The following is a 13,581-nucleotide window of genomic DNA, read 5'->3' on the forward strand; positions in this document are numbered from 1 at the left end:
AGAAGCAACACGGTATCTCTTTTTTGTAGAAGATACGTCATGAAAAGAAAAGTATAAACTAAAGCCCTATAGGGTGGCTTCGCACCACCTTTAGAAAGAAGAATAACGTGAAATTTAATGAATTTAACTTGTCTGCTGAATTGCTAGCAGAGATTGAAAAAGCTGGATTTGTAGAAGCCAGTCCCATCCAAGAACAGACCATTCCATTGGCTCTCGAAGGAAAAGACGTTATCGGTCAAGCTCAGACTGGTACAGGGAAAACCGCAGCCTTTGGCTTGCCAACCCTTGAAAAAATCCGTACAGAAGAAGCGACCATCCAAGCCTTGGTCATCGCTCCAACTCGTGAACTCGCTGTCCAAAGTCAAGAGGAACTCTTCCGCTTTGGCCGTAGCAAGGGAGTGAAAGTTCGCTCAGTTTACGGTGGTTCCAGTATTGAAAAACAAATTAAGGCCCTTAAATCTGGTGCCCACATCGTGGTAGGAACACCAGGCCGTCTCTTGGACTTGATTAAACGCAAGGCCTTGAAATTACAAGATATTGAAACTCTGATTCTTGACGAAGCGGATGAAATGCTCAATATGGGCTTCCTTGAAGACATTGAAGCCATCATTTCCCGTGTCCCTGAAAATCGTCAAACCTTGCTCTTTTCAGCAACCATGCCAGATGCTATCAAACGTATCGGTGTTCAGTTTATGAAAGACCCTGAGCATGTGAAGATTGCTGCCAAGGAATTGACAACAGAGCTGGTGGATCAGTACTATATCCGTGTCAAGGAACAAGAGAAATTTGATACCATGACACGTCTTATGGATGTGGAACAACCAGAACTTGCTATTGTATTTGGTCGTACTAAACGCCGTGTAGATGAATTGACTCGTGGACTTAAAATTCGTGGCTTCCGTGCAGAAGGAATTCATGGTGACTTAGACCAAAATAAACGTCTTCGTGTCCTTCGTGATTTTAAAAATGGGAATCTTGATGTTTTGGTTGCGACAGACGTGGCAGCACGTGGTTTGGATATCTCAGGTGTGACCCATGTCTACAACTACGATATTCCACAAGATCCTGAAAGTTATGTTCACCGTATCGGCCGTACAGGTCGTGCTGGTAAGTCAGGTCAATCTATTACTTTCGTAGCACCAAATGAAATGGGCTACCTTCAAATCATCGAAAACTTGACTAAGAAACGCATGAAAGGCTTGAAACCAGCGACAGCAGAAGAAGCCTTCCAAGCTAAGAAACAAGTAGCTCTCAAGAAAATCGAACGTGATTTTGCGGATGAAACTATTCGTGGGAACTTTGAAAAATTTGCTAAAGATGCTCGTAAGTTAGCTGCAGAATTTAGTCCAGAAGAATTGGCTATGTATATCTTGAGTCTGACAGTCCAAGATCCAGACAGCCTTCCTGAAGTGGAGATTGCGCGTGAAAAACCACTGCCATTTAAACCATCAGGTAATGGATTCGGTGGCAAAGGTAAGGGAGGTCGTGGAGGCCGTCGTGGAGACGACCGTCGAGATCGTGATCGCCGCGGCAATGGTCGCCGTGATGACTTCAAGAAAGGCAGTCGTGGGAACGATCGTTTTGATAAAGACAGACGTTACCGTAATAAAGACAATAAAAAACCTCGCAACACTTCAAGCGAAAAGAAAACCGGCTTTGTTATTCGTAACAAAGGAGACAAATAGAAAAAAGCGATTCACAATGTGAATCGCTTTTATATATAAGGAGACCGATAGTAAAAGAAGATGGTGATAGTAAAGGATAGGTGAAACGGAAAGGGATTTATCATGTCATCTTCTTATAATGTTATAATATCAAAAATAAAATAGGATGTCAATAAAAAAATCGCTTTTTTTTCTAAAATATTTTTGTTGTTCAAAATTGCAATTAAATAAGCAATTTTCAGATAATTATTGAAATAAAGACTTTTCTATGTTATAATGGAAGCGATTATATGCGAGGTAAAAAATGGCACATTTATTAGAAAAAACAAGAAAAATCACGTCTATTCTAAAGCGCTCTGAGGAGCAACTCCAAGATGAACTTCCTTACAATGCGATCACACGTCAGTTAGCTGATATTATTGACTGTAACGCTTGTATTGTAAATAACAAGGGACGTCTCTTGGGTTACTTTATGCGTTATAAGACCAATAATGACCGTGTAGAACAATTCTTCCAAACCAAAACCTTCCCTGAGGTTTATGTACAAGGGGCGAACATGATTTATGACACGGAAGCCAACCTACCTGTTGAACATGATTTGACCATTTTCCCTGTGGAGAGCCGTGCAGACTTTCCAGATGGGTTGACAACTATTGCTCCGATTCATGTATCAGGGATTCGCCTAGGTTCGTTGATCATTTGGCGCAATGATAAGAAGTTTGAAGATGAAGATTTGATCCTTGTCGAGATTGCCAGCACGGTAGTAGGGATTCAACTATTGAACTTCCAACGTGAAGAAGATGAGAAAAATATTCGCCGTCGTACGGCTGTTACCATGGCGGTCAATACCCTTTCCTATTCAGAACTTCGTGCCGTATCAGCTATTCTAGCTGAGTTGGATGGGAATGAAGGGCAGCTGACTGCATCAGTTATTGCAGATCGTATTGGCATTACGCGCTCAGTGATTGTCAATGCGCTTCGTAAATTGGAGTCGGCGGGAATTATTGAGAGTCGTTCTTTAGGAATGAAGGGGACTTATCTCAAAGTTCTAATTGGTGATATTTTTGAGGAAGTGAAAAAGAGGGACTACTAATGGCAAAGGCTTTAATCTCGATTGACTATACAGAGGATTTCGTAGCAGACCATGGAAAGCTAACTGCTGGCGCACCCGCTCAAGCAATATCAAAAGCCATTGATCAGGTAACTAGATTAGCTTTTGATCGTGGAGACTATGTCTTTTTTACCATTGATGCTCATGAAGAGAAGGATACATTCCACCCAGAAAGCAAGCTCTTTCCACCGCACAACATCATTGGAACTAGTGGGCGTAACCTTTATGGCCCCCTAGCTGATTTTTATGCTGAGCATGAGGCGGATAGTCGTGTCTTTTGGATGGACAAGCGTCACTATTCAGCTTTTTCAGGAACGGACTTAGATATCCGTTTGCGGGAACGTCGGGTTGATACTGTTATCTTAACAGGTGTTTTGACGGACATTTGCGTTCTTCATACGGCTATTGATGCTTATAATTTAGGTTATCAAATTGAGATTGTTAAGTCTGCAGTTGCCTCTATTTGGCCAGAAAATCATCTGTTTGCTCTTGGGCATTTTAAGAACACATTGGGAGCAAAATTACTGGATGAAAACCTTGCTGAAATTGAACAATAGCCTGTTGGAAAAATGAAAAAAATCTGAAAAAAGTGTTGACAAAGATTTTGAAAGTTGATATACTAGTAAAGTAATCGACGCGGGGATGGCGGAATTGGCAGACGCGCAGGACTAAGGATCCTGTGACCGCTTTAGGTCGTGAGGGTTCAAGTCCCTCTCTCCGCATAGGGTAAGAGTTAGCTTTAGCTAGCTCTTTTTTTGTCAGCACGCATAGTGATTATTCAACAAGAGAGGTCTACCTTTCTTGTTTTTTTCTTTTCTTTTAAATAGTGCTATAATATAGATAGAAAGTAACTGCAAAAAGTCTTATATGAAAGATCATCGAGTAATGGATACTAATAGGCTTGGTTAAAACGGATATATAAGGTAGGAAAGGAGGAGTAGATAGTCGTTTGGTATTTGAAATGAGTATTTCAAAAGTGTAAAGGAGGATTACGATGGTTAATGAACTTCAACGAATAATGAGCGCCTTTATTCAAATTCTCTTTATTATTTTACTACCTTCTATCTGGTGGTTTATGACTATGAGGGGGGAAGTTCCATTTATGGAATGGATCGGACTAAAAGCTATCAAAAGAGTAAAAACCTCGCATCTGATTTTATGGATGGTGGGTGGATTTTCCTTATTTACTATTTTTTCTATCCTTATCTTTCCTCTTACTCGTGGTCTAGAAACAGCTACTTCGGCTTTTTCTGCTATGGGTTCTAAGGCTTTACCAAGTATTCTAATTTACAGTATTTTGCAAACATCTTTACCAGAGGAACTATTATTTAGAGGTTTTCTACTGAAACGAATGGCAAATCACATGCCGTTTGTCTTTGCAAATACCATACAGGCCTTCGCTTTTGGATTGCTTCATGGAGTATTGTTTGCTTCAGTAGTGAGTTTGGAAGTCAATTTTTTCATTGTATTTTTTACTGGAGCAATAGCAGCTTATCTTGGTTTTGTTAATGAAAAGATAGCAGGAGGATCAATTTTACCAAGTTGGCTAATGCATGCCACAGCCAACATCCTCTCTGGTTTAGTTTCTGCATTTTCTTTGCTTTGAGTGGATACAGTTATAAAAATGAAGCTGGTAGAAATACCAGCTTTTTTTCAAAAAATAAATCAAAAAGTTTTTTTGATTTCATAAACATTTCATATTTGGATTTTATAATAGTCTTACAAATATGGAGGTGACAAATGAATCCAATCCAAAGAGCTTGGGCTTATGTCAGCAGAAAACGACTGAGAAGTTTTATTTTATTTCTGATTTTATTTGTCCTTTTAGCAGGAATTTCAGCCTGTTTGACTCTGATGAAGTCCAACAAAACAGTAGAAAGCAATCTTTACAAATCTCTTAATACCTCTTTTTCTATTAAGAAGATAGAGAATGGTCAGACCTTCAAGTTATCGGACCTAGCATCCGTGAGCAAGATTAAGGGACTGGAAAATGTCTCTCCTGAACTTGAGACGGTCGCAAAATTGAAAGACAAGGAAGCGGTGAGTGGTGAGCAGAGCGTTGAACGCGATGATTTGTCAGCTGCGGAAAAGAACTTGGTTAGCTTAACGGCTCTTGAGGATTCATCCAAGGATGTCACCTTTACCAGTTCGGCTTTCAATCTAAAAGAAGGGCGACATCTTCAAAAAGGGGATTCCAAGAAAATCCTTATCCACGAAGAGTTGGCCAAGAAGAACGGTCTTTCGCTTCATGACAAGATTCGCTTGGATGCTGGTCAGTCAGAATCAGGAAAAGGGCAAACAGTTGAGTTTGAGATTGTCGGCATCTTTTCTGGTAAAAAGCAAGAGAAATTTACAGGCTTGTCTTCTGACTTCAGTGAAAACCAGGTCTTTACAGACTATGAAAGTAGCCAAACGCTTCTGGGAAATAGTGAACCGCAAGTCAGTGCAGCGCGCTTCTATGTAGAAAATCCTAAGGAAATGGACGGACTCATGAAGCAGGTGGAAAACTTGGCTTTGGAAAGTCAAGGTTACCAAGTTGAGAAGGAAAACAAGGCCTTTGAACAAATCAAGGACTCAGTGGCAACCTTCCAAACCTTCCTCACCATCTTCCTTTATGGGATGTTGATAGCAGGAGCAGGAGCCTTAATTTTGGTCTTGTCCCTCTGGTTGAGAGAAAGGGTCTACGAAGTGGGAATTCTTCTGGCACTTGGAAAAGGCAAGAGTTCGATCTTCCTCCAATTCTGTTTAGAGGTAGTTTTGGTATCTCTCGGAGCTTTGCTTCCAGCATTTGTTGCAGGAAACGCCATCACTTCCTATCTACTCCAAACTGTACTAGCCAGTGGAGATCAGGCAAGCTTACAAGACACGCTGGCAAAAGCAAGTGGTCTATCAACCAGTCTCCTATCCTTTGCAGAATCCTATGTCTTTCTGCTCCTGATTGGTTGCTTGTCTGTAGCCCTTTGTTTCCTATTCTTATTTAGAAAATCGCCGAAAGAAATTTTATCATCTATTAGTTAATACTCTTCGAAAATCAAATTCAAACCACGTTAGCTTCGCCTTGCCGTACTCAAGTACAGCCTGCGGCTAGCTTCCTAGTTTGCTCTTTGATTTTCATTGAGTATAAGAAGGAGAAATCATGACTTTATTACAATTACAAGATGTTACCTACCGTTATAAGAACACTGCTGAGGCAGTTTTATATCAGATCAAGTATAATTTTGAACCCGGAAAATTTTATAGTATCATTGGTGAGTCAGGAGCAGGAAAATCCACTCTCTTGTCCCTGCTTGCTGGTCTAGATAGTCCTGTTGAAGGTTCTATCCTTTTCCAAGGAGAGGACATTCGGAATAAGGGATATTCTTACCATCGCATGCACCATATTTCTCTGGTCTTTCAAAATTATAACTTGATAGATTATCTTTCTCCACTGGAAAATATCCGCTTGGTCAACAAAAAAGCCAGCAAGGATACTCTTCTTGAACTTGGTTTGGATGAAAGTCAGATCAAGCGGAACGTTCTCCAGTTATCAGGTGGTCAACAGCAACGTGTTGCTATTGCTCGCAGTTTGGTTTCAGAAGCTCCAGTTATCCTAGCTGATGAGCCAACAGGAAATCTGGACCCTAAAACTGCTGGAGATATTATCGAACTGCTCAAGTCACTTGCTGAGAAAACAGGTAAATGTGTGATTGTCGTCACCCACAGTAAGGAAGTGGCACAAGCGTCAGATATTACACTTGAATTAAAGAATAAGAAACTGACTGAAACTCGCAACACTACAAAATAAGATGAGCTTGTTTTGATAGAATTATTAAATCAAATCTAGAAAGGGAACCTATGTTACACAACGCATTTGCCTATGTTACAAGGAAGTTTTTCAAATCGATTGTTATCTTCCTGATTATTCTCCTCATGGCGAGCTTGAGTTTGGTCGGCTTGTCGATCAAGGGAGCTACAGCCAAGGCTTCTCAGGAGACCTTTAAAAATATCACCAATAGCTTCTCCATGCAAATCAATCGTCGCGTCAATCAAGGAACGCCACGTGGTTCTGGGAATATCAAGGGTGAGGATATCAAAAAAATCACCGAAAACAAGGCCATCGAGTCTTATGTTAAACGTATCAACGCTATCGGAGATTTGACTGGATATGACCTTATTGAAACGCCAGAAACCAAGAAAAATCTCACTGCAGACCGTGCCAAACGGTTTGGAAGCAGCTTGATGATTACAGGTGTCAATGACTCCTCTAAAGAAGACAAGTTTGTCTCTGGCTCATATAAGCTGGTTGAAGGTGAGCACCTAACCAACGACGACAAAGACAAGATCCTCATGCACAAGGACTTGGCAGCTAAACACGGCTGGAAAGTTGGAGATAAGGTCAAACTAGACTCCAATATCTATGATGCAGACAATGAAAAAGGTGCCAAGGAAACAGTCGAAGTGACAATCAAGGGACTCTTTGATGGTCACAATAAGTCAGCAGTAACCTACTCACAAGAACTCTATGAAAACACAGCTATCACAGACATTCACACTGCTGCAAAACTTTATGGATACACAGAAGACACAGCTATTTATGGGGACGCAACCTTCTTTGTAACAGCAGACAAGAACTTGGATGACGTCATGAAAGAGTTGAATGGTATCAGTGGTATCAACTGGAAGAGCTACACACTTGTGAAGAGCTCCTCTAACTACCCAGCTCTAGAGCAATCCATCTCCGGTATGTACAAGATGGCCAACCTCCTCTTCTGGGGTAGCTTGAGCTTCTCAGTTCTTCTCCTTGCACTCTTGCTCAGCCTTTGGATCAACGCCCGTCGCAAGGAAGTGGGAATCCTCCTCTCTATCGGTCTCAAGCAGGCAAGTATCTTGGGTCAATTCATCACTGAATCGATCTTGATTGCCATCCCTGCTCTTGTTTCTGCTTACTTCCTAGCTAACTATACAGCTCGTGCAATCGGAAACACCGTCCTTGCCAATGTTACTTCAGGTGTTGCCAAGCAAGCCAGCAAGGCAGCTCAAGCCTCTAACCTTGGTGGTGGTGCAGAAGTAGATGGCTTTAGCAAGACCTTGTCGAGCCTAGACATTTCCATTCAGACATCAGACTTTATCATCGTCTTTGTCCTTGCCTTGGTTCTAGTGGTTCTCGTTATGGCGCTTGCTTCAAGCAATCTCCTCAGAAAACAACCAAAAGAGCTCTTGCTCGATAGCGAATAAAAAACTTGCTACCTATTCTCCCCTAAATGGGGTATAATATAGGTAGCATTTTTATCTATTTCATCTTGATAATACTCTTCAAAAATCAAATTCAAACCACGTCAGCTTCACCTTGCCGTACTCAAGTACAGCCTGCGGCTAGCTTCCTAGTTTGCTCTTTGATTTTCATTGAGTATAAGGACTCTTCCTATCAGGATGAAACAGAGAAGATTTACAAGAAATTTAAAGGAATGTGAAACGTTTTTCTATGAAAATTTTAATTGTAGAAGATGAGGAGATGATCCGTGAGGGGATCAGTGACTATTTGACGGATTGTGGTTATGAAACCATTGAGGCAGCAGATGGTCAAGAAGCTCTGGGAAAATTTTCCAGCTATGAAGTTGCTCTAGTACTACTGGATATCCAGATGCCCAAGTTTAATGGCCTAGAAGTCCTAGCGGAGATTCGTAAAAGCAGTCAAGTTCCTGTCCTGATGCTGACCGCCTTTCAGGATGAGGAATACAAGATGAGCGCTTTTGCTTCTCTAGCAGACGGCTATCTGGAAAAACCCTTCTCCCTCTCCCTCTTAAAAGTGAGGGTAGACGCGATTTTCAAGCGCTACTACGATACAGGACGAGTCTTCTCCTATAAGGATACCAAGGTGGACTTTGAGAGTTACAGTGCAAGCCTAGCAGGTCAAGAAGTGGCCATCAATGCCAAAGAGTTGGAAATTCTGGACTATCTGGTGAAAAATGAAGGCCGGGCCTTGACTCGTTCTCAGATAATTGATGCGGTCTGGAAGGCGACAGATGAGGTTCCCTTTGACCGTGTCATTGATGTCTATATCAAAGAACTGCGGAAAAAGCTAGACTTGGATTGCATCCTCACTGTGCGCAATGTTGGTTATAAATTGGAGAGAAAATGAAACGAACAGGTTTATTTACAAAGATTTTTATCTATACCTTCTCTATTTTTAGTGTTCTGGTGATTTGTCTTCATTTAGCCATTTATTTTCTCTTTCCCTCAACTTATCTGAGCCATCGTCAGGAAACCATTGGCCAGAAAGCGACAGCCATTGCCCAGTCCCTAGAAGGAAAGGATAGGCAGAGTATCGAGCAAGTCTTAGACTTGTATTCCCAGAGCAGTGATATCAAAGGAGCTGTCAAGGGAGAGATGACTGAGGACAAGTTAGAAGTCAAGGATAATCTTCCACTAGACGCGAATCGCCAGACCACTTCCCTCTTTATTGAGGAGCGTGAGGTGAAAACGCAAGATGGTAGCACCATGACTCTTCAATTTCTAGCTTCCATGGACCTGCAAAAGGAAGCAGAGCAGATCAGTCTCCAATTTCTCCCCTATACCTTGTTGGCATCCTTTCTGATTTCTCTTTTGGTGGCCTACATCTATGCTCGGACCATTGTTGCACCGATTTTGGAAATCAAGCGAGTGACCCGTCGGATGATGGATTTGGATGCCCAAGTGCGATTGCGTGTAGATTCTAAGGATGAGATTGGTGATCTCAAGGAACAAATCAATAGCCTCTACCAGCACCTTTTGACTGTTATTGCGGACTTGCATGACAAGAATGAAGCTATTCTCCAGCTGGAGAAGATGAAGGTTGAGTTCCTACGAGGGGCTTCTCATGAATTGAAAACACCTCTGGCAAGCTTGAAAATCCTAATCGAAAATATGAAAGAAAATGTCGGCCGTTATAAGGATAGAGACCATTATCTTGGAGTCGCCTTGGGGATTGTAGACGACCTCAGTCACCACGTTCTCCAGATACTGTCTCTTTCTTCTGTTCAGGAATTGCGAGACGAGAAAGAAGAGGTCGACCTCCTTCAGATGACGCAAAGTCTGGTCAAGGATTATGCTTTGCTCGCCAAGGATAGAGAACTTCAGGTAGACATTAGCCTAACCCATCAGCAGGCTTACATAAACCCATCTGTCATGAAATTGATTCTATCGAATCTCATCAGTAATGCTATCAAGCACTCCACTCCAGGCGGCTTGGTTCGTATCGGGGAGAGAGAAGGGGAGCTCTTTATCGAGAATAACTGTAGTCCTGAAGAACAAGAAAAATTGGCCCAGTCTTTTTCTGAAAATGCTAATCGCAAGGCCAAGGGTTCAGGAATGGGACTCTTTGTGGTCAAAAGTTTATTAGAACATGAGAAATTACCTTATCATTTTGAGATGCAAGATGATCGTTTGACCTTCTTTATGTCTTATCCTAAAATAGCCCAATACTAAGAGAAGAAAGGGTTTGCAAAGATTGAGCTATAAGAAATTCAATCTAAAGTATGGGAAAAACTAGCTTTTTTTATCAAAAAGTGATAAAATGAACAATGTAAATGGGATGTCCCAAAAAATATATAGGAGGCCTGACAAATGGCAATCGTTTCAGCAGAAAAATTTGTCCAAGCAGCTCGTGACAACGGTTATGCAGTTGGTGGATTTAACACAAACAACCTTGAGTGGACTCAAGCTATCTTGCGCGCAGCAGAAGCTAAAAAAGCTCCAGTTTTGATCCAAACTTCAATGGGTGCTGCTAAATACATGGGTGGTTACAAAGTTGCTCGCAACTTGATCGCTAACCTTGTTGAGTCAATGGGTATCACTGTACCAGTAGCTATCCACCTTGACCACGGTCACTACGAAGATGCACTTGAGTGTATCGAAGTTGGTTACACTTCAATCATGTTTGACGGTTCACACCTTCCAGTTGAAGAAAACCTTAAATTGGCTAAAGATGTTGTTGAAAAAGCACACGCTAAAGGTATCTCAGTAGAAGCTGAAGTTGGTACTATCGGTGGTGAAGAAGACGGTATCATTGGTAAAGGTGAATTGGCTCCAATCGAAGACGCTAAAGCAATGGTTGCAACTGGTATTGACTTCTTGGCAGCTGGTATCGGTAACATCCACGGTCCTTACCCAGCAAACTGGGAAGGTCTTGACCTTGACCACTTGCAAAAATTGACAGAAGCTCTTCCAGGCTTCCCAATCGTATTGCACGGTGGTTCAGGTATTCCTGATGACCAAATCCAAGCAGCTATCAAACTTGGTGTTGCAAAAGTTAACGTTAACACTGAATGCCAAATCGCATTCGCTAATGCAACTCGTAAATTTGCTCGTGACTACGAAGCAAACGAAGCTGAATACGACAAGAAGAAACTCTTCGACCCACGTAAATTCTTGGCTGACGGTGTAAAAGCTATCCAAGCATCAGTTGAAGAACGTATCGACGTATTCGGTTCAGAAGGTAAAGCATAATCTAGCTGAACAATACAGATGAAACCTGCCTGTGAAGGTGGGTTTTTTGTGTTTTCTTTTATAGAGAATATACTAAAGACTACTATATCCAAAGTTGTTAAACGAATGTAATTTTTTACAATGATTCTAAGACTACTCTTAGCGAACGAATATAACAGCTTTAAACCTGTTTTCAAAAGAAATCACTGCCTTTCCCAAAGTAAATTGGAACACCTAATTTTTAGGAATACAGAGTAGCTAAATTAATGATAGAACTTTTATTCAAAATAACAATATGATTTTTCTAGTTTCGTGATCTAAGTATTAAAGGTATCCAAACAGATTAGGGAGATAAAATAATAATAAAAACCAATAATAGTTGACTTTTTTGAAAGAAAATCTTAAAATAAGACTATAAATTTCAATGAGGTGCTCTATGGAAAATTTACCAACCAAAATCTTTAAGTTTGCTCAAGTATTTTCAACAAATCGCAAGAAAGATATTGAAAAAATATATTCTGATAATGAGTTCGAGACTAAAAATAGTCGTCATAGTTTAAATTGGGATTTTATCTATCGAGATATTGCAATTATTGCTCAATCAAATGGATTAGTTTCACCTGTTATGCATATGGGGGCTCTATGGACAGCGAGAGGTGTAATTATCGAGGGAATCTTGTATGTTTTTATGATGCACAATAGATTTGAAGACGTTACTGAGAATTACGAAAAACATCACTATCTTACTTGTATAGCACGTTCAAAAAATTCCCATTTAAATGGAAAAGAGAAGGGTACATTGTCAATTGAATTATTTAACGACCTAGATAACGATGAGTTGAGCGAATCGCAAATTGCGCAATCGAAGAAGTTGTTAGGAGAGTTTTATAATTTAATTGATGAGATTAGAGTTATTACATTTGATAAGAAGACCCAAGAAGTGAGCGTTAACCAAGTAAATGCCTTTTGTGAATTTATTGATGCTGTAAATATCACAGAATTTGATTTTACAAAACTTGAAGAAGATGGACGTGGAAATAATCCTGAAAAACCTCTTGTTGCATTGAAATCTGACGTACAGAGACAATTGGAGTCCCAAAAGCATGTTAGTCTTTATGTTGAAAAAAAGGAAGAGAATGCTAAATTATGATATTTTATATAAAATAGGTGTAAATAATGCTTCAGATTAGTTTTAATGGTGCTCGCTTAAAAGAGGCAAGACTTTTTAACAAAAAAAGTATTACTCAGATTGCAGAGTTTTTAAACGTTTCAAAACAAATGGTTTCTAAATATGAAAAAGGACGAGCAACGCCAAGTGAAGAATCGTTAGAAATATTGGAAAAGAAATTAAAGTTTCCGAGAGATTTCTTTTTTGGAAATGATAATTTTAGCTTAAGTTCTACAGGCACATTTTTTAGAAGTCGTTACACAGCGACTCAAACAGAAAAAATGCCTGCAGAAATAAATAAAAACTATGTTGCTTTAATAAGAGATTATTTGGGAGAATTTATTGATTTTCCAAATCTTGACTGGGGTCTTTCTGGCTTAGACTATACCCCACAAGAATACGCAAGCTACATAAGAGAGAAATGGGAACTTGGAGATAGACCAATTGATAACTTGTCGTTGTTGATGGAGGAAAAAGGTTTTGTTATTTCTAGAATAGACACTCAGAGTGATAAAGTTGATGCTTTTGGTTCAGCTGTTAAAGTAAATAATAATGAGTATTATGTTGTTATATTAGAAGGGACAGAGTATTCATTCTATCGTCAGCAGTTTAGTTTAGCCCATGAATTAGGACATTGGTTAATGCATGAAAATTGTAAGTCGCCTCAAGACATGGGAGCAATTGAATATAAGCAAATGGAAGACGAAGCAAATGAGTTTGCGGCTGAATTTCTATTGCCAATGGATTCGTTTAAAGCTTCTATCATTGGGCATGAAAATGATCTAGAGTACTACAGGTATCTAAAAAGAATTTGGCAAGTTTCAATTAGTATGATGATAATGCGTGCTAAGTCGTTGAATATCATAGATTCTAATGAGTATACAAACTTGTATAAGAAACTTAGTTACAGAGGTTGGAGAAAAAATGAGCCGTTAGATTCAACAAAATTGATTAGCAATCCTCTATCTTTAAAACAGTCAGTAGAGCTATTAGTGGAAAATAGAATTGTGATGGACATATCTGCTGATATTTATAGAGTATACAATAAATTGTTGCCTAATTTTTTAATTGAGGATTTATGTGGCTTAGAGGCAGGATATCTTGATGAACTGAATGATAGGTATCCAAATATTATTAGTCTTACTAAAGAAAGAATAAGAAGATTATAGAATAGTCCGAAGCATAATATGTGATTA

The 13,581-nt window shown here is 39.9% G+C and carries 12 protein-coding genes and 1 tRNA gene; all 13 read left to right on the forward strand.

The window, feature by feature from the left end:
* The first annotated feature begins 107 nt into the window (after positions 1-107).
* The 13 genes from O3652_RS00290 to O3652_RS00350 all read left to right on the forward strand — a co-directional run bounded on the left by O3652_RS00290 (position 108) and on the right by O3652_RS00350 (position 13,554).
* Complete coding sequence (locus O3652_RS00290; RefSeq protein WP_049479576.1) at positions 108-1,685, forward strand: DEAD/DEAH box helicase; 1,578 nt, start codon at positions 108-110, stop codon at positions 1,683-1,685.
* A gap of 283 nt (positions 1,686-1,968) precedes the next feature.
* The gene (codY, locus tag O3652_RS00295; RefSeq protein WP_000940725.1) at positions 1,969-2,757 is read left to right on the forward strand and encodes a GTP-sensing pleiotropic transcriptional regulator CodY; all 789 of its coding nucleotides are present in this window, start codon (positions 1,969-1,971) and stop codon (positions 2,755-2,757) included.
* Positions 2,757-3,332: a cysteine hydrolase family protein gene (locus O3652_RS00300; protein ID WP_084937428.1), complete on the forward strand. Its 576-nt coding sequence runs from the start codon at positions 2,757-2,759 to the stop codon at positions 3,330-3,332. Before codY ends, O3652_RS00300 begins: the two co-directional genes overlap by 1 nt.
* Before the next feature lie 79 nt (positions 3,333-3,411).
* A tRNA-Leu gene (locus O3652_RS00305) sits at positions 3,412-3,497 on the forward strand.
* Between the two features lie 272 nt (positions 3,498-3,769).
* Positions 3,770-4,381 (forward strand): CPBP family intramembrane glutamic endopeptidase, encoded by a 612-nt coding sequence (locus tag O3652_RS00310; RefSeq protein WP_084937430.1) that lies wholly within the window; start codon positions 3,770-3,772, stop codon positions 4,379-4,381.
* 134 nt (positions 4,382-4,515) lie between these two features.
* Positions 4,516-5,793 (forward strand): ABC transporter permease, encoded by a 1,278-nt coding sequence (locus O3652_RS00315; protein ID WP_125413450.1) that lies wholly within the window; start codon positions 4,516-4,518, stop codon positions 5,791-5,793.
* Between the two features lie 118 nt (positions 5,794-5,911).
* Positions 5,912-6,559, forward strand: coding sequence for an ABC transporter ATP-binding subunit Vex2 (gene vex2, locus O3652_RS00320; protein WP_000173736.1), 648 nt, complete (start codon positions 5,912-5,914; stop codon positions 6,557-6,559).
* A gap of 50 nt (positions 6,560-6,609) precedes the next feature.
* The gene (gene vex3 / locus O3652_RS00325) at positions 6,610-7,989 is read left to right on the forward strand and encodes an ABC transporter permease subunit Vex3 (protein ID WP_000903002.1); all 1,380 of its coding nucleotides are present in this window, start codon (positions 6,610-6,612) and stop codon (positions 7,987-7,989) included.
* 247 nt (positions 7,990-8,236) lie between these two features.
* Complete coding sequence (vncR, locus tag O3652_RS00330; RefSeq protein WP_125413451.1) at positions 8,237-8,893, forward strand: response regulator transcription factor VncR; 657 nt, start codon at positions 8,237-8,239, stop codon at positions 8,891-8,893.
* Positions 8,890-10,218, forward strand: a complete 1,329-nt coding sequence (vncS, locus tag O3652_RS00335) for a sensor histidine kinase VncS (RefSeq protein ID WP_125413452.1) — start codon at positions 8,890-8,892, stop codon at positions 10,216-10,218. Before vncR ends, vncS begins: the two co-directional genes overlap by 4 nt.
* A 138-nt stretch (positions 10,219-10,356) precedes the next feature.
* A complete protein-coding gene (locus tag O3652_RS00340) occupies positions 10,357-11,238 on the forward strand; it encodes a class II fructose-bisphosphate aldolase (protein ID WP_016466093.1) in 882 nt (293 codons plus the stop codon).
* A gap of 415 nt (positions 11,239-11,653) precedes the next feature.
* Positions 11,654-12,367 (forward strand): DUF5986 family protein, encoded by a 714-nt coding sequence (locus O3652_RS00345; RefSeq protein WP_000429394.1) that lies wholly within the window; start codon positions 11,654-11,656, stop codon positions 12,365-12,367.
* A gap of 26 nt (positions 12,368-12,393) precedes the next feature.
* The gene (locus O3652_RS00350) at positions 12,394-13,554 is read left to right on the forward strand and encodes an XRE family transcriptional regulator (RefSeq protein WP_000939332.1); all 1,161 of its coding nucleotides are present in this window, start codon (positions 12,394-12,396) and stop codon (positions 13,552-13,554) included.
* Positions 13,555-13,581: the final 27 nt, after the last annotated feature.

The organism is Streptococcus sp. 27098_8_23, from assembly GCF_041432195.1.
Lineage (GTDB): Bacteria > Bacillota > Bacilli > Lactobacillales > Streptococcaceae > Streptococcus.